The sequence below is a fragment of the Terracoccus sp. 273MFTsu3.1 genome, assembly GCF_000383675.1.
GTDB lineage: Bacteria > Actinomycetota > Actinomycetes > Actinomycetales > Dermatophilaceae > Terrabacter.
Window position 1 is genome coordinate 84,743 of record NZ_KB911824.1, and the last position, 18,213, is coordinate 102,955.

The following is an 18,213-nucleotide window of genomic DNA, read 5'->3' on the forward strand; positions in this document are numbered from 1 at the left end:
CCGCGTGCCCGGTCCGGCTGCCCCACGAGGTGAGTCCTCCCAGACGCTCGACCGCGGCATCCGCGTGCTCGAGACGCTCGCGGGCACCGAGGGGGCGGCAGGCCTGACGATCACCGAGCTCGCAGCGGACCTCGGCGTCGGACGACCCGTCGTCTACCGCCTCGTGACGACGCTCGAGGACCACCACCTCGTCTCCCGGGCATCCGACGGGCGGGTGCGTCTGGCGTTGGGCATCAGCCGACTCGCCTCTGCCGTGACTCCCGTCGTGCGCAGCGAGGCCCGGCCCGTGCTGCGCGGCCTCGCCGACGCCGTGGGGGCGACGGCGCACCTGACGATCGCCGAGGGCGACGAGGCCCTGGCCCTCGTCGTCGTCGAGCCGTCGTGGACCGACGTCCACGTCGCCTACCGCTCGGGCGCCCGACACCGGCTCGACCAGGGCGCTGCGGGACGCGCGATCCTCGCGGGTCGGGCGGGGAGGAGCGGCGTCGTCGGCACCGACGGGGAGCTGCAGGCCGGCGCGCACGGGCTCGCGGTGTCGCTGTCGACCCGTACCGATCCGCTCCCGGGAGGCGTCGAGGCCTCGGTCGGTGTCGTCTCCCTCGAGCCGCTCGACGTGCGCACCGTGGGCCCGCGGCTCGAGGACGCCGCTCGCGCCCTCCGAGCCGTCCTCCGCTGACCTCTCCCGCGCCCTCGTCGCGCACCACTCGAGTGAGCGCGCAACCCCAGTCGAGTGAGCGCGCAACCCCAGTCGAGTGAGCGCGGGTTCCCTTGTGACCGGGGCGTGTGGGACGAAGCGCTCACTCGAGTGGTACGGGGCGCTCACTCGAGTGGTACGGCGCGCTCACTCGAGTGGTACGGGGCGCTCACTCGAGTGGGATGAGGGAATGGGCTACGGGGGCGTGCGGGGAAGGGTCAGCTGCCCACGTGTGGGGAGCCGAGCAGGCGCACGCCTGCCTCGCGCAGGCCCGCGAGCGCCGCGTCGGTCGTGGCCCGCCACACGCCCGCGGTGAGGTCGAGCAGCACCGTGGTCTCGAAGCCCTCACGCTGCGCGTCGGCCGCGGTGGCCCGCACGCAGTGGTCGGTCGCGATGCCGACGACGTCGACGCGGGAGACGCCGCGTTCGGTGAGCCACGCAGCAAGGGTGCTGTGCTGTTCGTCGTCCGACCGTCCCTCGAATCCGCTGTAGGCAGCGGCATGCTCGCCCTTGCGGAAGACCGCCTCGACGTGACCCAGGGCGCCGGCGAGTCTGGGGTGGAACTCGGCACCCTCGCTGCCGGCGACGCAGTGCACGGGCCACGAGTCGACGAAGTCGGGGGCCGACGAGAAGTGCGGTCCGGGGTCGACGTGCCAGTCGGCGGTCGCGACGACGTGGTCGTAGTCCGCAGCGTGCCGGCTCACGTGCTCGCTCACCTCGCGGGCGACGTCCGCGCCCCCGGTGACGGCGAGGGACCCGCCCTCGCAGAAGTCGTTCTGGACGTCGACGATGATCAGCGCTCGTGCGCCGTCGGCATGCGTGGATCCGGCCATGGCTCAGTCCTTCTCGTAGACGGTGGGGATCACGGGCTCGCCTCGCGACAGCTGGGCCGCCGCCCGGGGCAGCTCCGCGCGCGAGGCCTCATGGCGGGCACGGGCCTCGTGGATGTCCTGGTGGTCGACGACCTCGCCGGCGCGGACGAGGTCGATCATGAGCCGACGGTCGTTGCCGTCGTCGCGCGGCTGCTCACCGATGCCGATGACCTCGGCCTGCGCGATCCCGTCGCGGCCGAGGCGCCGCATGGCCCACTTGCGTCCCCCGATCGACGTCTTGTCCTTGCTCTTCTTCTCGACGCCCCGCATCTGCCCCGACGCGTCCTCTCGCTGGACGAGCTTGTAGACCATGGAAGCCGTGGGCGCTCCGGATCCGGTCACGAGCGCCGTGCCGACGCCGTAGCCGCTGACCGGACCGGCCGCGAGGCCGGCGATGGCGTACTCGTCGAGGTCGGAGGTGACGATGATCCTCGTGTCGGTGTTGCCCGCGGCGTCGAGCTGGGCGCGCACCTCGGTGGCCTGGATGAGCAGGTCGCCCGAGTCGAGCCGAACCGCTCCCAGCTCGGGTCCGGCGATCTCCATGGCGAGGGCGACGGCCGTCCGGACGTCGTAGGTGTCGACGAGGAGGGTGGTGCCCTTGCCGAGCGACTCGACCTGAGCGGTGAAGGCCTCCTTCTCCGAGTCGTAGAGGAGGGTGAAGGCGTGCGCGGCCGTGCCCGTCGTCGGCACGCCGTAGCGACGCCCGGCCTCGAGGTTGCTCGTCGCGTCGAACCCGGCGACGTAGGCCGCCCGAGCGGCCGCGACGGCCGACTCCTCGTGGGTGCGTCGTGAGCCCATCTCGATGCACGGCCTGCCCATGGCGGCGGTCGTCATGCGCGAGGCCGCGGACGCGATCGCCGTGTCGTGGTTGAGGATCGAGAGAACGAGCGTCTCGAGGATGACGCCCTCGGCGAAGGTGGACTCGACGACGAGCACCGGAGACTGCGGGAAGTAGCACTCGCCCTCGGCGTAGCCGCTGACGTGACCGGAGAAGCGGTAGTCGGCGAGCCACTCGACGGTGGCCCGGTCGACGACCTTGCGGTCGGAGAGGAAACGCAGCTCGTCGTCACCGAAGCGGAACTGCTCGAGCGCCTCGAGCACCCGGCCCGTCCCCGCGATGACCCCGTAGCGACGTCCGTCGGGCAGCCGGCGGGCGAACGCCTCGAAGACGCAGCGCCGGTGCGCCTCGCCCGAGGCGAGGGCGGCCTGGAGCATCGTCAGCTCGTAGTGGTCGGTCAGCAGCGCCGTGCTCGCGGCGCGAGGGCTCGTCGGGCTCACGTGCCCACCCTAGGTGTCACCGGCCCCCGGGGACCGTCCGCCTCACGCCCTCGGTGGACCTAGGGTGGCTCTGTGAGCCCAGCCACCCTCTCCCTCGCTCCCGTCGAGCAGGAGGTGACGTCCACCGACGAGGTCGTCGCACCCGACGTGCCGTGGGTGACGATCGTCTGGAACGACCCCGTCAACCTCATGACCTACGTGACGTGGGTCTTCGAGACGTACTTCGGCTACGCCCGTCCCAAGGCGGAGAAGCTGATGATGGACGTCCACGTCAAGGGCCGCGCGGTCGTCTCCAACGGTCCCCGCGAGTCGATGGAGCGCGACGCCGAGGCGTTGCAGGGCTACGGCCTCTGGGCCACGTTCGAGAAGGACAGCTGATGGCCCGCGCCTTCCTGCGCGAGAAGGACCACTACGTCGCGCTCCTCGAGTCCACCGAGCGCACGGTGCTCCTCGGCCTCATGCAGCAGACGCGGCTGCTGCTCTCGCCCGAGATCGAGCCGACCGGTGACGCGTTCGACGACCTCGTGGCGTCCATGGGCCTGTCGCTGAGCGCTGCCGACCAGCAGACCGACTCGGCGTCGCTCGAGGACCGCGACCCGGCTCTCGACCGGCTCCTGCCGACGGCCCATCGCGGTGACCACGAGATCGCGGCCGAGTTCCGTCGCCTCACCGAGGAGGGCCTGCGCCAGCGCAAGAGCGGCAACCTCGACGTCGCGCTCGCGTGCGTCGACGAGGCGGTCGGCAACCGGGTCGTGCTCGACGAGTCGCAGGCGCCGGCCTTCCTCATGGCGCTCACCGACGTGCGCCTGCTCCTCGGGGAACGCATGGGCATGCGCACCGAGGAGGACGCCGAGGCGCTGCACGCCGCGATGGACGACATCGAGGACGACGACCCGCTCGGCTACGCCATGGCGTGGTACGACTTCCTCACCTGGCTGCAGGAGACCCTCACCCACGCGCTCATGGGCACCGACCTGCGTGACGTCGTGGCGGCATACGACGACGACCTCGACGACGACCTCGACGACGACCTCGACGACGACGAAGGTCGGCGCCCGGACAACACGGTGTGACGCACCCGACGCCGCGCCGTCGGGCCGGAGTCGGTGCCGGCACCTAGGCTCGTGACGTGGACGTCACGATCGTCGGGTGCTCGGGATCCTTCGCGGGTCCACGCTCGCCCGCCTCGTCCTACCTCGTCCGCACCGAGCACGAGGGCCGCACGTGGAGCATCGTGCTCGACCTCGGCAACGGCGCCCTCGGCGCCCTGCAGCGCCACATCGAGCCGTATGCCGTCGACGCGGTGCTGCTCAGCCACCTGCACGTCGACCACTGCATCGACATGTGCGGGCTCTACGTCATGATGCGCTACCTCCCCGGCGGACCCGGGCGCGCGACGATGCCGGTCTGGGGTCCCGCGGGCACCGGAGTGCACCTTGCCCGCGCGTACGGCGGTGGCGAGGCCGAGGGTGTCCTGTCCGTCTTCGACTTCCACGACCTGCGCCACCGCGAGCCGGTCACGGTCGGTCCGTTCACGATCACGCCGGTCCACGTCAACCACCCGGTCGAGGCCTACGGCTTCCGGGTCGAGGCCGACGGTCGCGTGCTCGCCTACACCGGCGACACCGACTCGTGCGACCAGCTCGACGAGCTCATGACGGGCGCCGACCTCGTGCTCGCCGACTCGGCCTTCGTCGAGGGTCGCGACACGGTGCCCGACATCCACCTCTCGGGTCGCCGCGCCGCCGAGGCGGCCGTCCGGGCCGGGGGAGTACGCCGCCTCATGCTCACCCACATCCCGGCCTGGAACGACCCCGAGGTGTGTCGGGAGGAGGCCGCCGCGGTGTGGCCGGGATGCGTCGAGCTCGCCGAGCCGGACGCCACCTACCGCCTCTGACGGTCCGGCTGCGGGTGACGGCCCCGGAACCCGGGTATGGACCGTGACGGTGCGTCGCGCGCCCGGCAGTCGCCGGACGTTCGCCGACGACCGGAACGACCGAACCAAGGAGGCACCGTTGCAGCAGCGAACCATCGGATCGAGGAAGGTCAGCGCGATCGGTCTCGGCGGCATGCCGATGTCCATCGAGGGGCGGCCCGACGAGGACCGCTCGGTCCGGACCATCCACGCCGCGCTCGACGCCGGCGTGACCCTCATCGACACGGCCGACGCCTACCACCGTGACGCCGGCGAGGTGGGCCACAACGAGTCCCTCATCGCCAAGGCGCTCTCGTCGTGGTCCGGCAGTGCGGCCGAGGTCCTCGTCGCCACGAAGGGCGGGCACCTGCGCCCCGGGGACGGGTCATGGACCCTGAACGGTCGGCCGGACCACCTCAAGGAGGCCGCCAAGGCCTCGCTCCAGAGGCTCGGCGGCGACGCCATCGGGCTCTACCAGTTCCACCGGCCCGACCCCGACGTGCCGTACGCCGAGTCCGTCGGTGCGCTCGTCGACCTGCTCGACGAGGGCGTCATCGAGATGGCCGGCATCTCCAACGCCGACCCCGCCCAGATCCGCGAGGCGCAGGAGGTGCTCGGGGACCGGCTCGTGTCGGTGCAGAACCAGTTCTCGCCCGCCTTCCGCAGCAGCCGGTCGGAGCTCGACCTGTGCGCCGAGCTCGGCATCGCCTTCCTGCCGTGGAGCCCGCTCGGCGGCATCAGCAGGGCGGGTGACCTCGGGAACCGGCACGACGCGTTCGCGGAGGTGGCGAAGGCCCACGACGTGAGCCCGCAGCGCGTGGCCCTCGCGTGGGAGCTGGCGCTCGCGCCGACCGTCGTGCCCATCCCGGGCGCCTCCCGGCCGGAGAGCATCGAGGACTCCGTGCAGGCCGTCGACCTCGAGCTGTCGGCCGACGAGGTCGAGCGACTCTCGGCCGAGACGCTCGACTGATCAGCCCGTCAGCACGTCGCGGGGACGGGTCCTTACGGTTCACGAACGAGCCGTGCGGGCCCGTCCCCGCACCCGCGATTGAGGCCTAGCGTGGAGTCATGGCTAGCCTCGTGGGCATGACTGACCGACATGACGGCCGTGCCCCCGACCAGACCCGTGAGGTGCGGATCACCCGCAACTGGCTCGACCACGCGGAGGGCAGTGTCCTCGTCGAGTTCGGGCGCACGCGCGTGCTGTGCGCGGCGTCCTTCACGGAGGGCGTCCCGCGCTGGCTCAAGGGCAAGGGCACCGGCTGGGTCACCGCCGAGTACGCCATGCTGCCCCGCGCCACCAACACCCGTTCCGACCGCGAGAGCGTCAAGGGCCGCATCGGCGGCCGCACCCACGAGATCAGCCGTCTCATCGGGCGCAGCCTGCGTGCTGTCATCGACACCAAGGCCCTGGGCGAGAACACCATCGTCCTCGACTGCGACGTCCTGCAGGCCGACGGCGGCACTCGCACCGCCGCCATCACCGGCGCGTACGTGGCCCTGGCCGACGCCGTCGAGCACGCCCGCTCCCAGGGCCTCATCGGCAAGAAGGCCCAGCCGCTGACCGGCTCGGTCGCCGCCGTGTCCGTCGGCATCGTCGAGGGCCGAGCGGTCCTCGACCTCGACTACCCCGAAGACTCGACGGCCGAGACCGACATGAACGTCGTCATGACCGGCGACGGCCGGTTCATCGAGGTCCAGGGCACCGCCGAGGGTGCGCCCTTCGACCGTGACCTGCTCGGCCAGCTGCTCGATCTCGCGACGAGGGGCTGCGCCGACCTCACCGACCGGCAGCACGCCGCCTTGGCCGGGGAGGTCGCCCCGTGACGCAGGTCGTCCTCGCCACGCGCAACGCCCACAAGGTCGAGGAGCTGCGCGAGATCCTCGCCGACGTCAGCGCCGACCTCGGGCTCGAGATCGTCGGTCTCGACGGCTTCCCCGACGCGCCGGACGTCGTCGAGGACGGCGTCACCTTCGAGCAGAACGCCATCCTCAAGGCCGCGTCCGCCGCCCACGTGACGGGCCTGCCCGCCCTGGCCGACGACTCGGGGCTGGCCGTCGACGTGCTCGGCGGCTCACCCGGCATCTTCAGCGCCCGCTGGTCCGGTGGGCGCGGAGACCGCGCCAACCTCGAGCTGCTCCTCGCACAGCTCGGGGACGTCCGGGACGAGCACCGCGCCGCAGCCTTCGTCTGCGCCGCCGCCCTCGTGCTGCCGGACGGTCGCTCGGCCGCGGAGCTCGGTCGCTTCCCCGGCACCGTCGGACGCGAGCCGAGAGGCACCAACGGCTTCGGCTACGACCCGATCTTCCTGCCATCCGACCAGCCGGACGGCAACGAACGCACACTGGCGGAGTACGACGCCGACGAGAAGAACCACGTCTCGCACCGGGCGCTCGCCTTCCGTGCACTCGTGCCACACCTGAAGGAGCACCTGAGGCCATGACCACCACCAGCCCGGCAACCCGTCCCGAGACCGCCCCACAGCAGCCGGCCCGTCCGCTGTGGTGGGGCGCCGTCGACGGGCTGGTGGCCGGGCTGCTCACGGTCGGGCTCGCGACGCTGGCCGCGGCGCTGCTCACGGCCGTCGGCCAGTCCTCGGGCCAGCCGGCCCCGATCGCGGCGGTCAGCGGCGCCTTCATCGACCGGACTCCGCCGTGGCTCAAGGACTTCGCCATCGCGACCTTCGGCACCAACGACAAGCGGGCCCTGCTCGTCGGCACCGTCGTCGTGCTCGCCCTCGCCTGCGCCGCGGTCGGCGTGCTCGCGAGCCGCCACCTCGTCGCGGGCCTCGTCGTCTTCGCCGTCCTCGGCGTCATCGGTGCGGCCGCGGTGCTCACGCGTCCGGGCGCCGGCCCCGCGGACGTCCTGCCGACGATCCTCGGCACCGCAGCCGGCATCTGGTTCCTCAGCCGCGCCTCCGCCCCCTCGGCCGGCGCGGCGGGCGCTGCGGGTCCCGGCCGACGCTGGGTCATCGGGGGAGCGGTCGGTGCCGTCGCGGCCTACGCCGGCAGCTACCTCGGCGGCGACTCCGCAGCCGCCACGGTCTCGCGTGACGCGCTCAAGAGCACACCGCTCAAGGGCACGAAGCTCGCCATCCCCGCCGGAGCCGACCTCAAGGTGCCGGGGCTGACGCCGTACATCGTCCCGAACGCCGACTTCTACCGCATCGACACGGCGATCGTCGTGCCCCGCATCGACGCCAACGACTGGAAGCTCAGGGTCACCGGCATGGTCGACCGCGAGGTCGAGATCGACTGGAAGACGTTGCAGGGCAAGCAGATGCAGGAGGCCCTCGTCACCCTGACGTGCGTCTCCAACGAGGTCGGGGGCGACCTCATCGGCAACGCCGTCTGGACCGGCTGGCCCGTGCGCGAGCTCCTCGCGATGGCCGGCCCCAAGGCCGGTGCCGACATGGTGCTCCAGACGAGCATCGACGGCTTCACCGCCTCGACCCCGCTCGGTGCGCTCACCGACGACCGCAACGCCCTGCTCGCGATCCGGATGAACGGAGAGCCGCTGCCCTTCGAGCACGGCTTCCCCGTGCGTGTCGTCGTGCCGGGTCTCTACGGCTTCGTTTCGGCGACGAAGTGGGTCACCGAGCTCAAGGTGACGACGTATGCCGCTGACGTGGCCTACTGGACGCCGCGAGGCTGGTCGGCGACCGGACCGATCAAGACGGCGTCGCGCATCGACGTCCCCCAGGCCGGGGCGAGCGTCAAGGCCGGCACCGTCGCCGTCGCCGGGGTCGCGTGGGCGCAGCACACCGGCATCTCCAAGGTGGAGGTCCAGGTCGACCAGCAGCCGTGGACCGCGGCTCGCCTCGCCGCCGACGCGAGCATCGACACGTGGCGTCAGTGGGTCTACGAGTGGGAGGCGACGCCGGGTAGCCACGACATCCGCGTGCGCGCCTACGACGCCAAGGGGCAGGTGCAGTCGCCGCTCGAGGCGCCGCCCGCCCCCGACGGGGCCACGGGCATCCACGTCGTCAACGTCAGGGTGGAGTGACGCCGGACGTCCCCGAGCCGACGACGGCGTCGGCCTCGATCTCGACGAGCAGGTCGGGCTCGATGAGGGCGGTCACCTGGACCATCGTCGAGGCCGGCCGTACGTCGGCGAAGACCTCGCCGTGTGCGCGACCCACCGCCTCCCAGTCACGGATGTCGGTGACGAACATCCGGGTCCGCACGACGTCCGCGGGCGAGGCTCCGCACTCCGCGAGGGCCTCGACGACGATCTCGAGCGCGACCTTGGCCTGGGTGTAGGCGTCGCCGGGTGCGACGACCCGGCCCTCGCGGATCGCCGTGGTCCCTGCCACGTGCACGGTGTCCCCGATGCGGACGGCCCGCGAGTAGCCGACGACGCTCTCCCACGGACCGCCCGTGCCGATGTTGCGCCTCATGAGCGCAGGCTAGTCCTGACCGGTGAGCGGGCGGGCGGGCTCGACAGCGACGCGGCCGGCAGGAGGAACCAGTGCCGGGCAACGCAGAGCACCCGCGCGTGCTCGACGGGCCCGTCGGTGCTCTCCAGCACCGCGCGTTCCGTCACCTCGGCGAGGGCTCCGCACTCCGGGCACGTCGTCGTGTCGAGCGCGGCCCCGACCGATGCGTTGGTCCTGTCCATGACGCACCTCCTCGTCCGTGGGTCATGGGAGACGGAGGCGGGACGGCGGCTCCTGATACCCGACCGCCGCCAACTACAGTGGGGGCCGCGCATCGCGCGAGCGGACGTGGTGGAACTGGTAGACACGCAGGATTTAGGTTCCTGTGCCCTAGGTGTGCGGGTTCGAGTCCCGCCGTCCGCACCAGCCGGACCGACCTCGCGTCCGGAACGGGTACGAGCCCGGCAGACATGACGACGAAGGAGCAGATCGTGACCACACGACTCGAGCCCGGCCAGCAGGCGCCTGCCTTCAGCCTCATCGACGACACCGGCCAGACCGTCAGCCTCGCCGACTTCGCGGGCCGCAAGGTCATCGTCTACTTCTACCCGGCCGCCATGACGCCGGGCTGCACCAAGCAGGCCTGCGACTTCTCCGAGTCGCTCGACTCGCTCAAGAAGGACGGCTACGACGTCGTCGGCATCTCCAAGGACAAGCCGGCGAAGCTCGCGCAGTTCCGCGAGCGCGACCACCTCACCATCCCGCTGCTCAGCGACGAGGACCTCGCGGTCCACACGGCATACGGCGCCTGGGGTGAGAAGAAGCTCTACGGCAAGACCGTCGAGGGCGTCATCCGGTCGACCTTCGTCGTCGACGAGGAGGGCAAGGTCAGCCACGCGTTCTACAACGTCAAGGCGACCGGCCACGTGGCCAAGCTCCGTCGCGACCTCGGCATCGCCGACTAGAGTCGCAACCGTCCCCCGAAAGGAAGCCAGATGAGCGACACCGCACGGATCGAGCAGGACATCCAGGCCGCCCGCGCGCGCCTCGAGGGCACCGTCAACGAGCTGGCCTACCGGGCCCAGCCGCAGGTCATCGCCCAGCGTCAGGTGCAGGGCCTCAGGCTGCGTCTCGCCGCGGCCACCCACACCGAGGACGGGGAGCTGCGCATCGAGCGCATCGGCGCCGTCGTGGCGGCAGCCGTCGTCGTGGTGGTCGCCGTCGGCTTCCTGCGTCGCCGTCGCTGAGCCGACCGGCGCACCCACTCCCGTGGCCAAGAAGGATGCTGTCGCCGCGGCGGCCCGACTGCCCGTCCGGATGCTGCACGACCGCGTCCTCGTCTCCCTCGAGAACGAGGGTGAGCGACGCTCCGGCGGCGGCATCCTCATCCCCGCGACCGCGTCGGTGGGCAAGCGCCTCGCGTGGGGCGAGGTCGTCGCCACCGGCGCCAACGTGCGCCAGGTCGAGCTGGGCGACCGTGTCCTCTTCGATCCGGAGGACCGCGGCGAGGTCGAGCTGCACGGCAAGGACTACGTCCTGCTCCGCGAGCGCGACCTGCACGCCGTCGCGGCGCGTCGCGTCGAGGACGGCCAGACCGGCCTCTACCTCTCGCCCCGGCGGTCGGCTGTGGGTCGGGCGTCGGCCGGGCGTCAGTCGGGGCGCAGCCCGAGCTTGCGCAGCAGCCCCGGACCGGGCCACACCGGCTTGCTCGGCAGCGGCCACTTCTTCGGGTCCTTCTGGTTGAGCATGGCGTACTTGTCGAAGCAGACCTGCTGCGACACCGGCCCGTAGAGGTCTGAGGCCTCGCTCATCCACGCCTTCTGGTGCGAGGCGCGGTAGTCGGCGGGCATCGAGTCCCACAGCGCCTTGTTGAACCGTCGGACCGAGGGGTTGCGCTTGCCCGGTCGGATCGCCTCGTCGTCGACGGCACCGCCGCCACCGGCCAGCGCGGTCTGGCCCGCGCCGATCCCGGGGATCGCGGTGCCCGCGAAGTCGGCCGACCAGCCTCGGTAGGTGATGCCCCAGGCCTTCGTGATCACGTCGATGTCGACCTCGCCGACCTTGCCCTTGGCGGGCCAGTCCGTCGAACGGACCCGGCCCCCGCCGACGGACAGGGCGATGTGGCCGTGCTTGCCGCCGGCCCAGTAGACGGGGGCGCCCGCTGGGGCGTCCGTGCCGCTGCGGCGCTGTGCCGCGCGTGCCCAGGCGGCGTTGGCGTCGGCCAGCCCGAACGTGTGAGGAGCGGCGATGCAGTTCCACACGAAGTTGCAGCACATCCCGACGGGCAGGTAGGTCGTGAAGGCGCGCGCCTTGCTGACGCTCGCTCCCGGACCGCGCACCGTGACGTCGCGGTCGCCCCCGCCCGGGGGTGGGGGCTCCTCGACCCACGGCAGGTCCGGCGTGACCTCCCGCTCGCCCTGGTCGCCTCGGTCCAGCTCGTCGTCCCAGCCGCTCATCGCATCTCCCCTCGAGCCGGCGACGCGGTCACCCGCGCCCCGGGTGGTACCTCCATCGTCCAAGGGAGGCGCGGCGCTGTCAGCCTGATACGCGAATCGACGGGGACAAGGGGAAGACCCCCGTCCGGATCGCTCCGAACGGGGGTCTTGAAGTGCGCCGCCAGGGACTCGAACCCCGAACCCAGTGATTAAGAGTCACTTGCTCTGCCAATTGAGCTAGCGGCGCAACGAGGGGAAACGTTAGCAGCCGTCCCGTGCCGGGACAAAATCGGCCTGGGGTGTCCCGAGCTGCCCGTCAGGACCCTCGCAGGGCCCGGGCGACCCGGTGCTGCGGGCGGATTCGCGTGACTACGGGGTCGCGCTCGCCGTCGAGATGAGTGACAGCGCGAGGCTGACGACGATGACGCCGATGATGACACCGACCGTGATCCGCTGGGCCTTCTTGTTCCCCATGAGCATGACCCCATTGTGCGGTATGCCGCCGAGGGGCCGGTGCGTCGCCACGGGCGTACGCTGAGGTCGAGACAGGGTCACCCGGTCAGGGTGCCCGTCGGCAGCAGAGGACCCGACCCTTGCGCGGCGTCGGTCCTCCAGGGCAGGAAGTGACGAGCGAGCCGCGGTCACCCACCTCGCCATGCTCCCGGAGGAGCCACCGTGAACGCCATGCCCCTGTCCCCGCCCAGCGCCCCCTCCCAGCCGGAGGCCCTCGCCGCCGGGCCGCCCCTGGACCTCACGAGTCGCCTCGCCCTGTCGCCCCGTCCGGGGGTGAGCGCCTCCGACGGCGTGTGGTGGCCGAGGTCGGGCGACCTACGCGTCGAGGTGCCCCTGCTCGACGTCGCCGTCCACGACCGCACTCGCGCTCGGATCGCCCGGTTCGGCTACGAGCGTGCCGGGTGGGAGGACGGGCCTCGCACGGTGCGCAGCCCGATCGGGATCACGCACCTCGGCTGGTTCGAGCACAGTCGCTTCCCCGACCACGTCCTGCTGTCCCTCAGCAACTACGGACGGCTCGTGCTCACGGTCCTGCCGCCCGACACCGATGACGAGACCGCCCGCTCGGCGCTGGCGACGGCAGGGCAGTAGCGGGCGCGGGCGCCATCCCGGCGGTCCGCAGGACGTCAGCGGCCGTCCGAGACGAGCATGGCGCGTACCGCCGCCCTCAGGTCGCCGCTGCCGTCGCCGGTGACGGCAGCGCGCATTCGCTGGTAGCCGGCCCCGTCACGCAGGATGTCCTCGATCCCTGCGAGCTCACGGGTGCAGGCGAGGCGCCGCGCGGCGGGCTGCAGCTGCTCGAGGAGGTCGTGGATGTCGTCGACGACGTGGACCTCGGTGTTGTCGGCGTCGCGGATGATGATCGCGTCGAGCCCGTAGCGGGCTGCCCGCCACTTGTTCTCCTGCACGTGCCACGGGGGCAGCGGGCGCGCGAGGACGCCCTCGTCGAGCTGGTGCTCGAGGTGGGCGACGAGGCAGTGGATGAGCGCGGCGACGGCGGCGACGTCCTGCGGCCGCGAGAAGCCGTCGCAGGCCCGGACCTCGATGGTGCCGAGGCGCAATGACGGCCGTACGTCCCAGCGCAGCTCGCTCGCGTCGGTGACGACCCCGGTCGTGAAGACGTCGTGGAGGTAGGCGCGGTACTGGGCCCACGTCTCGAACTGGAAGGGCAGGCCGGCCGTGGGCAGCTGCTGGAAGAGCATCGTGCGGTTGCTCGCGTAGCCGGTGTCCGCCCCCGAGCCGTAGGGGGACGACGCCGAGAGGGCCGTGAGATGGGGGTGGTAGGTCAGCAGGGCGTTGACGAGGGGCCACACCTTCGCGGCGGAGCGGACGCCGACGTGGACGTGGACACCGAAGATCACCATCTGGCGACCCCACCACTGGGTGCGGTCGATGAGGGTGGCGTAGCGCTGGCCCTCGGTGACCTGCTGGTCTTCCCATCGGGCGAAGGGGTGCGCGCCACCGCCGTAGAGCAGGACGTCGAGCTCCGAGGCCGCGCGCTGGACGCGCCCGAGGCCGTCGGCGAGGTCCGCGGCCGCCTCCTCGGCGTTCGCGCAGATGCCGGTGACGATCTCGACGGTGTTGCGCAGCAGCTCCTGCGTCACGGTCGACCGGGACTTCGTCGGTCGGGCGTGACCGGTGTCCTCGGGTCCGTTGGCGAGGCCGAGCAGCTCGACGGCGCGCGAGGTGAGGTCGAGCGTGGCCGGGTCGAGCAGACCGATCTCCCACTCGACGCCCAGGGTCTGACCGGCAGATGGCGAGAACCGCGCGTCCACCGACGGCGGGCTCGGGTCGTTCATGGGTCACCTCGGGGTCGTCGGGGAAGCGACCGCAGAGCAGCGTTGCGGGCTGCGGGCCGGTATGAGCGGCTGTCTCGAGCCTAGCCGGGCCGGACTGCCTCGGTCCGGGACCGGCCCGAGATGCAGCACGGCCCGGCTCCCCTCGGGGAGCCAGGCCATGCGTTCGTCCTGACGAGCAGGACCGTTGGGGTGAGTGACGGGACTTGAACCCGACCGATTCACGCTCCACGCTCAACCATCTGTGCGTCTCTCATGCGTGGACTGCTGTTGAGTTGGGTGTCGATGTTCCCTCAGGGAACATCGTCGACTGGCCGTCGTCGGGCCCGGATGGGTACGGGGAGGGCGTCAATCGTCGTCTCCGGATCGACGCGCGATTCCTGCAGGATCGCCAACAAGTCCGCCTCCGAGAATCGGATGTCACGCCCGAACACGTGGTGGGGAATCCGTCGCTGACGACACATGCGCCAGACCGTCGCTCGGGTCAGGCCCAACACTTCCGCGACCTCCGCGACGGTCATGAGCGGTTTCATCGCGCCCCCTGCCCTCTCGTCGATCCGTCAACGTTGCCTGCGTCGCCTGGACCAAGAGTGAGCCAAATAGTCGGCAAAAACAAGCCAATCGGGAAGGCGCGCCCCTGCTATCGGGACGCACGCTAGCCACCCCCGCTACGGTCCACGTGCTCACCACGAAATGACAGGACGGCTGCATGACCGGCTCACCTCAGGCTCTCGCAGACGCCGTGCGAAGCCGGCGAGCCTCGATGGGGTGGACCCAGTCGGACGTGGCCGAGCGCGGGGGGCCGTCCGACACCACGTTGTCCAAAATCGAATCGGCCAGCCCATCGAGTCTGGCGGAACGCACCCTCCGCCGATTGGATACAGGGTTGGGCTGGAGTCCGGGTACAGCCCGTCAGATCTACCTAGAGCGGGGCAGCCGCGTAGAGGGTGACGCTCCTGCCAGTGGTAAGGGGCCCCTTCTCGCGGAAGCGACGAACCAACAGCTTCTGGCCGAACTCGCAGGGCGACTAGGGACCAGTCGCTAGGGTCCCCAACACTCGCCGCTGATGGCCGGTGTGGGTACATCATGGGGAGCATGACCATCCCCAACCCACGTGACTATGGGCTCCCAGACGACGCGGTCGTGGTCAACATCAACGGTGTAGTGCGGGACCTGCGCACAGTCCCCACTGAGGAAGGTGGCGACTGGGTGCCACCAACGCCCAAGGAACTTGGGCAAGTGGACGCGCTCGACGGGACCCCGCCAGCGCCAGGCACGGGCACGGTCTGGATCACGCCAGTAGAGGGTTACTGGTTCGCCAGCTGGGCGCATGCGGATGAGGGTTCCCCCGTGGTCCGACATCTGGAGGGTCCCGAAGGCATGACCCATGACGAGGCGATCCAGTGGTCGCTGGCCCAGCCCGCAGCGCGTCGCATGATCTACGACGAGGGCCAGGGCGACTTCCTCGAGGTGCAGGCCGGTGACGCTAAGCCGCACTTATAGGCACAAGATGACGGACGTACTCTCGAATCTCGCCTGGATGGATATCCAGTGCAGTTGCCGCATCCTTCGCGCTCACCCGTGACTGCGAGCCATACATCACCTTGCGCAGTAGCTGCGAAGTCTCGGGCATGATCCCGTCCGGCTCTGATCTCCTATACCCGCGGTCTGACAGCGTGATGCAAGTCGACCTGTACTGCCAATCACTTAGCAGCTGCAGTTCGCGCAGGCGGTGCGTCATAGCCATGGCTGAGGTCCGCCAATAGGACCGGGCGGCAAGGATGCGATCGATGCCGGCACCATTCATGGACTGAGCGAGCACGGCACTTCGGGGCATCAGAAAGTTTGCAGCGAAGGCGTTGGCTTCTGCCTCACGTGACTTTGAGGTGGCCGGGACCATCTCTAGGTGACCGTGCAGGACAAGGTGGCCCAGTTCATGAGCAGCATCGAACCGTTGGCGCTCACCGGACTTCGACGTATTGAGAAACACATATGGGACACCGTCCTGGATGAAGCAGAAGGCGTCGATATCGCTGTATTCGTGGTTCAGCGAGGCCAAGCGGACACCCTTGGACTCCAAAAGGTGGACCATGCTGGAGATCGGACGATCGCCCAGGTTCCATTGGCGCCGCACCAAGTCGGCGGCCTGCTCTGGGGAAAGCTTGTCGAAAGAAGGGATGCTTGGATCGGGTAGTCGAAAACGGTTCTCAATCGTCTTGAAGAACTCTATCGTGAGCGCCGCTGTCGCAAGCACAGCCCCACGTCGAGTTGCCGTGGCCTTGCTCAACTTGCGGAAGCTCGCGGCTTCCACGGGGACGGGGTCAATCGCCTCCCGCTCGAAAAAGTGAGGCGCTACGAACAGTGCGCCAGCGAGGCGGGTCAGGTTCTCCTCGCTCGGCTCCCGTTTGCCGTTTTCGTACTCGGTGAGCGAGCGCAACGACACGCCGCTGGTCTCGGCAAGTTTGGTGATGGTAAGGCCCAGCCGCAGGCGGGCCAGTCTGAGTCGAGACGGGTTGAACATGTGGAGGCTCAGCTGCTTTCAGCGTGGTTCGACCTGGACTTCGAAAGCGTCGTCGCCGTCGGGATTATCGAACACTGAAAGATCTCCATCGAGATCCAAGTGCTCGACCGCGATGCGGTCCGCCCATTCGGTGACGCTTCCACCCCAGGTCATTTGAGCAGGCCTTGAGAACTCAAGGAGCAGCCCGTTGCCATGGTGAATACGCTCGCAGAGAAGGAAGTAGAGGGGTGCGTCCGAGGCCGCGCCCGACATCTGCCCTTCATGCGCGGCGTCGTTGAAGTCGAACAGCGAGGCCGGGCGGGGCGGGGTTGCGAGCGCCTTTCGGGTCGCCAGTCCTTTGCGCTTCGTGCGCGGCATGCGCATCGTGGACTTTCCCACGTTGACTCCAGAGGAGATGGCGAAGGCGACAAGTCCCTGGGGGTGAAGGAGTCGCGGCTGCTGATCAACTGACCTCAGGCGCCAACCGTCGGCATGGAGAAGCTGAGCGAACTGCTCCATGCCGTCGTGGTAGATGTCGGTTCCCGCTGAAGACCGCAGGGCAAGCGCGCTGCGGTTCGCTGCGCGCGACGCCCCTGCGCGCAATCCTGCGTGGAGAAGCTCGCTCGACAAGCCGAAGGCCTTCAAGCGGCCCTCGTCGTTGGCTCCCTGCGGTGAAGCATTGGCGGCAGTCATCATTCCCCTCCCGGTTGTTGCTCGAAACGCTACCACGTTTGTGGTCGCGAAACGCGCAACCGCGGCGTGTCGCGGCGGCTGGTCCGTCTGGGGGTGGATCGCATGGCCGTCAGCGCAGCAGAGCCGTTGAAGAAAACGGCAAGCGAGCGGGCTTCTGTCCATCCGAGTGACGGGACTTGGTCCCGTACGCCCAAGGTGTCCGTGGGAACACCTTGGGAACATCAAAAAACGCCTCTGACCCGCGTTTCCGCAGGTCAGAGGCGTTCTCATGGGGTGAGTGACGGGACTTGAACCCGCGGCCACCTGGACCACAACCAGGTGCTCTACCAGCTGAGCTACACCCACCATGCACAACACGAGCCGGGCCCGGGGGCTCGGCACCGTGTCACGGCGTCGACAATGCTACATGTTCTCGTGCGGTGCTCGTGACCACCCCGTCGACGGCGCGGTCGACGGCATACGCCATCGCCCGAAGGGCTGCCCGGCAGGGCTCAGTGGTCGATGACGTGCGGCGACGCGAGCGCCTTCGCCGTGGCGCTGTCCGGGCCCGGCTGCGGCACGAAGACCGCCTCGCGGTAGTAGCGCAGCTCCGCGATCGACTCACGGATGTCGGCGAGGGCACGGTGCCCACCGGACTTCTTCGGCGCGTTGAAGTAGACCCGGGGGTACCAGCGACGCGAGAGCTCCTTGATCGAGCTGACGTCGATGATGCGGTAGTGCAGGTAGGACTCGAGCACCGGCATGTCGCGCGACAGGAAGCCTCGGTCGGTGGCGACGGTGTTGCCGCCGAGCGGGGCCTTGCGGGGCTCCGGGACGAAGGTGCGCACGTAGTCGAGGACGATGTGCTCGGCCTCCTGGAGCGTCACCCCGGAGTCGAGCTCGGTGATGAGGCCCGAGCTGGTGTGCATGTCGCGGACGAAGTCGTCCATCTGCTCGAGGGCCTCGTCCGGCGGCTTGACGACGACGTCGATGCCGTCGCCGAGCTGGTTGAGCTCGAAGTCCGTGACGAGGGCGGCCACTTCCACGAGGGCGTCGGACTTCAGGGACAGGCCCGTCATCTCGCAGTCGATCCAGATGATCCGGTCGGCGATGGCTCGGTGGTTGGTGTCGCTCACCGGTCCACCATAGAGGCTGACGG

At 70.1% G+C, this 18,213-nt stretch carries 23 protein-coding genes, 3 tRNA genes and 1 pseudogene; 15 read left to right on the forward strand and 12 right to left on the reverse strand.

What is annotated here, in order from left to right; genetic code table 11:
- Positions 1–4: 4 nt before the first annotated feature.
- Positions 5–676 (forward strand): IclR family transcriptional regulator, encoded by a 672-nt coding sequence (locus tag H283_RS0115495; protein WP_020144443.1) that lies wholly within the window; start codon positions 5–7, stop codon positions 674–676.
- 236 nt (positions 677–912) lie between these two features.
- On the opposite strand, the gene H283_RS0115500 is transcribed toward H283_RS0115495, so the two are convergent.
- Together H283_RS0115500 and H283_RS0115505 are read right to left on the reverse strand one after the other, a co-directional pair.
- Positions 913–1,527: an isochorismatase family protein gene (locus H283_RS0115500; protein WP_020144444.1), complete on the reverse strand. Its 615-nt coding sequence runs from the start codon at positions 1,525–1,527 to the stop codon at positions 913–915.
- Positions 1,528–1,530: 3 nt separating this feature from the next.
- Positions 1,531–2,844, reverse strand: a complete 1,314-nt coding sequence (locus H283_RS0115505; RefSeq protein WP_020144445.1) for a nicotinate phosphoribosyltransferase — start codon at positions 2,842–2,844, stop codon at positions 1,531–1,533.
- 72 nt (positions 2,845–2,916) lie between these two features.
- On the opposite strand from H283_RS0115505, the gene clpS reads away from it, so the two are divergent.
- The 7 genes from clpS (at position 2,917) to H283_RS0115540 (ending at position 8,765) form a co-directional block, all read left to right on the forward strand.
- The gene (clpS, locus tag H283_RS0115510) at positions 2,917–3,222 is read left to right on the forward strand and encodes an ATP-dependent Clp protease adapter ClpS (RefSeq protein WP_020144446.1); all 306 of its coding nucleotides are present in this window, start codon (positions 2,917–2,919) and stop codon (positions 3,220–3,222) included.
- Positions 3,222–3,917 carry a DUF2017 domain-containing protein gene (locus H283_RS0115515; protein ID WP_020144447.1) on the forward strand — a complete coding sequence of 232 codons (696 nt, stop codon included), beginning with the start codon at positions 3,222–3,224 and terminating at the stop codon, positions 3,915–3,917. The genes clpS and H283_RS0115515 overlap by 1 nt, the downstream gene beginning before the upstream one ends.
- Before the next feature lie 56 nt (positions 3,918–3,973).
- Positions 3,974–4,741 (forward strand): MBL fold metallo-hydrolase, encoded by a 768-nt coding sequence (locus tag H283_RS0115520; RefSeq protein WP_020144448.1) that lies wholly within the window; start codon positions 3,974–3,976, stop codon positions 4,739–4,741.
- A gap of 118 nt (positions 4,742–4,859) precedes the next feature.
- Positions 4,860–5,729 (forward strand): aldo/keto reductase, encoded by an 870-nt coding sequence (locus tag H283_RS0115525; protein ID WP_028785633.1) that lies wholly within the window; start codon positions 4,860–4,862, stop codon positions 5,727–5,729.
- 116 nt (positions 5,730–5,845) lie between these two features.
- The gene (gene rph / locus H283_RS0115530) at positions 5,846–6,586 is read left to right on the forward strand and encodes a ribonuclease PH (protein WP_051103666.1); all 741 of its coding nucleotides are present in this window, start codon (positions 5,846–5,848) and stop codon (positions 6,584–6,586) included.
- On the forward strand, positions 6,583–7,203 hold the full coding sequence (gene rdgB / locus H283_RS0115535; RefSeq protein WP_020144451.1) for an RdgB/HAM1 family non-canonical purine NTP pyrophosphatase: 621 nt from the start codon (positions 6,583–6,585) through the stop codon (positions 7,201–7,203). Before rph ends, rdgB begins: the two co-directional genes overlap by 4 nt.
- A complete protein-coding gene (locus H283_RS0115540; protein WP_020144452.1) occupies positions 7,200–8,765 on the forward strand; it encodes a molybdopterin-dependent oxidoreductase in 1,566 nt (521 codons plus the stop codon). The genes rdgB and H283_RS0115540 overlap by 4 nt, the downstream gene beginning before the upstream one ends.
- Here the strand turns inward: H283_RS0115540 and H283_RS0115545 are convergent.
- Together H283_RS0115545 and H283_RS0115550 are read right to left on the reverse strand one after the other, a co-directional pair.
- Positions 8,752–9,159 (reverse strand): RidA family protein, encoded by a 408-nt coding sequence (locus H283_RS0115545; RefSeq protein WP_020144453.1) that lies wholly within the window; start codon positions 9,157–9,159, stop codon positions 8,752–8,754. The genes H283_RS0115540 and H283_RS0115545 overlap by 14 nt on opposite strands.
- Entirely contained in the window at positions 9,156–9,380 is a 225-nt protein-coding gene (locus H283_RS0115550; protein WP_020144454.1) for a hypothetical protein, read from the reverse strand. The genes H283_RS0115545 and H283_RS0115550 overlap by 4 nt, the downstream gene beginning before the upstream one ends.
- Before the next feature lie 100 nt (positions 9,381–9,480).
- On the opposite strand from H283_RS0115550, the gene H283_RS0115555 reads away from it, so the two are divergent.
- The 4 genes and pseudogenes from H283_RS0115555 to H283_RS27285 all read left to right on the forward strand — a co-directional run.
- A tRNA-Leu gene (locus tag H283_RS0115555) sits at positions 9,481–9,564 on the forward strand.
- A gap of 65 nt (positions 9,565–9,629) precedes the next feature.
- Complete coding sequence (gene bcp / locus H283_RS0115560) at positions 9,630–10,103, forward strand: thioredoxin-dependent thiol peroxidase (RefSeq protein ID WP_028785635.1); 474 nt, start codon at positions 9,630–9,632, stop codon at positions 10,101–10,103.
- Between the two features lie 30 nt (positions 10,104–10,133).
- Positions 10,134–10,385: a DUF3618 domain-containing protein gene (locus tag H283_RS0115565; protein ID WP_020144456.1), complete on the forward strand. Its 252-nt coding sequence runs from the start codon at positions 10,134–10,136 to the stop codon at positions 10,383–10,385.
- A 70-nt stretch (positions 10,386–10,455) separates the two neighbouring features.
- A pseudogene (locus tag H283_RS27285) lies at positions 10,456–10,746 on the forward strand (co-chaperone GroES); the annotation flags it as partial.
- A gap of 41 nt (positions 10,747–10,787) precedes the next feature.
- On the opposite strand, the gene H283_RS27810 reads toward H283_RS27285, so the two are convergent.
- Together H283_RS27810 and H283_RS0115575 are read right to left on the reverse strand one after the other, a co-directional pair.
- A complete protein-coding gene (locus H283_RS27810) occupies positions 10,788–11,594 on the reverse strand; it encodes a hypothetical protein (RefSeq protein WP_020144457.1) in 807 nt (268 codons plus the stop codon).
- Positions 11,595–11,747: 153 nt separating this feature from the next.
- Positions 11,748–11,820: transfer RNA gene (locus H283_RS0115575), tRNA-Lys, on the reverse strand.
- Between the two features lie 437 nt (positions 11,821–12,257).
- Here H283_RS0115575 and H283_RS25380 point away from each other — a divergent pair.
- Positions 12,258–12,677: a DUF5994 family protein gene (locus H283_RS25380; RefSeq protein ID WP_231372308.1), complete on the forward strand. Its 420-nt coding sequence runs from the start codon at positions 12,258–12,260 to the stop codon at positions 12,675–12,677.
- A 35-nt stretch (positions 12,678–12,712) separates the two neighbouring features.
- Here the strand turns inward: H283_RS25380 and H283_RS0115595 are convergent, their stop codons facing one another.
- On the reverse strand, positions 12,713–13,885 hold the full coding sequence (locus H283_RS0115595; RefSeq protein ID WP_020144460.1) for a glutamate--cysteine ligase: 1,173 nt from the start codon (positions 13,883–13,885) through the stop codon (positions 12,713–12,715).
- A 290-nt stretch (positions 13,886–14,175) separates the two neighbouring features.
- Positions 14,176–14,415, reverse strand: coding sequence for a helix-turn-helix domain-containing protein (locus H283_RS28695; protein ID WP_020144461.1), 240 nt, complete (start codon positions 14,413–14,415; stop codon positions 14,176–14,178).
- 176 nt (positions 14,416–14,591) lie between these two features.
- Between H283_RS28695 and H283_RS28700 the strand changes: the two genes are divergently transcribed.
- Positions 14,592–14,927 (forward strand): helix-turn-helix transcriptional regulator, encoded by a 336-nt coding sequence (locus H283_RS28700; RefSeq protein WP_081633898.1) that lies wholly within the window; start codon positions 14,592–14,594, stop codon positions 14,925–14,927.
- A gap of 50 nt (positions 14,928–14,977) precedes the next feature.
- Positions 14,978–15,385, forward strand: a complete 408-nt coding sequence (locus tag H283_RS27815; protein ID WP_156023233.1) for a hypothetical protein — start codon at positions 14,978–14,980, stop codon at positions 15,383–15,385.
- Here the strand turns inward: H283_RS27815 and H283_RS0115610 are convergent.
- The 4 genes from H283_RS0115610 to orn all read right to left on the reverse strand — a co-directional run bounded on the left by H283_RS0115610 (position 15,369) and on the right by orn (position 18,190).
- Positions 15,369–16,403 carry an XRE family transcriptional regulator gene (locus tag H283_RS0115610; RefSeq protein WP_020144463.1) on the reverse strand — a complete coding sequence of 345 codons (1,035 nt, stop codon included), beginning with the start codon at positions 16,401–16,403 and terminating at the stop codon, positions 15,369–15,371. The two genes, H283_RS27815 and H283_RS0115610, sit on opposite strands and share 17 nt — an antisense overlap.
- An 18-nt stretch (positions 16,404–16,421) precedes the next feature.
- Positions 16,422–17,075 carry a hypothetical protein gene (locus H283_RS0115615; RefSeq protein ID WP_156023234.1) on the reverse strand — a complete coding sequence of 218 codons (654 nt, stop codon included), beginning with the start codon at positions 17,073–17,075 and terminating at the stop codon, positions 16,422–16,424.
- A gap of 269 nt (positions 17,076–17,344) precedes the next feature.
- Positions 17,345–17,420: transfer RNA gene (locus H283_RS0115620), tRNA-His, on the reverse strand.
- Positions 17,421–17,566: 146 nt separating this feature from the next.
- Positions 17,567–18,190 (reverse strand): oligoribonuclease, encoded by a 624-nt coding sequence (gene orn / locus H283_RS0115625; RefSeq protein ID WP_020144465.1) that lies wholly within the window; start codon positions 18,188–18,190, stop codon positions 17,567–17,569.
- Positions 18,191–18,213 lie beyond the last annotated feature (23 nt).

Coding starts and splice junctions, on each gene's coding strand:
- H283_RS28695 (WP_020144461.1), bottom strand. CDS start 14,415: ATGAAACCGCTCATGACCGTCGCGGAGGTCGCGGAAGTGTTGGGCCTG.
- H283_RS27810 (WP_020144457.1), bottom strand. CDS start 11,594: ATGAGCGGCTGGGACGACGAGCTGGACCGAGGCGACCAGGGCGAGCGG.
- H283_RS0115500 (WP_020144444.1), bottom strand. CDS start 1,527: ATGGCCGGATCCACGCATGCCGACGGCGCACGAGCGCTGATCATCGTC.
- H283_RS0115515 (WP_020144447.1), top strand. CDS start 3,222: ATGGCCCGCGCCTTCCTGCGCGAGAAGGACCACTACGTCGCGCTCCTC.
- rph (WP_051103666.1), top strand. CDS start 5,846: ATGACTGACCGACATGACGGCCGTGCCCCCGACCAGACCCGTGAGGTG.
- H283_RS0115595 (WP_020144460.1), bottom strand. CDS start 13,885: ATGAACGACCCGAGCCCGCCGTCGGTGGACGCGCGGTTCTCGCCATCT.
- H283_RS28700 (WP_081633898.1), top strand. CDS start 14,592: ATGACCGGCTCACCTCAGGCTCTCGCAGACGCCGTGCGAAGCCGGCGA.
- H283_RS0115615 (WP_156023234.1), bottom strand. CDS start 17,075: ATGACTGCCGCCAATGCTTCACCGCAGGGAGCCAACGACGAGGGCCGC.
- H283_RS0115565 (WP_020144456.1), top strand. CDS start 10,134: ATGAGCGACACCGCACGGATCGAGCAGGACATCCAGGCCGCCCGCGCG.
- H283_RS25380 (WP_231372308.1), top strand. CDS start 12,258: ATGCCCCTGTCCCCGCCCAGCGCCCCCTCCCAGCCGGAGGCCCTCGCC.
- H283_RS0115545 (WP_020144453.1), bottom strand. CDS start 9,159: ATGAGGCGCAACATCGGCACGGGCGGTCCGTGGGAGAGCGTCGTCGGC.
- H283_RS27815 (WP_156023233.1), top strand. CDS start 14,978: ATGACCATCCCCAACCCACGTGACTATGGGCTCCCAGACGACGCGGTC.
- H283_RS0115550 (WP_020144454.1), bottom strand. CDS start 9,380: ATGGACAGGACCAACGCATCGGTCGGGGCCGCGCTCGACACGACGACG.
- H283_RS0115610 (WP_020144463.1), bottom strand. CDS start 16,403: ATGTTCAACCCGTCTCGACTCAGACTGGCCCGCCTGCGGCTGGGCCTT.
- H283_RS0115540 (WP_020144452.1), top strand. CDS start 7,200: ATGACCACCACCAGCCCGGCAACCCGTCCCGAGACCGCCCCACAGCAG.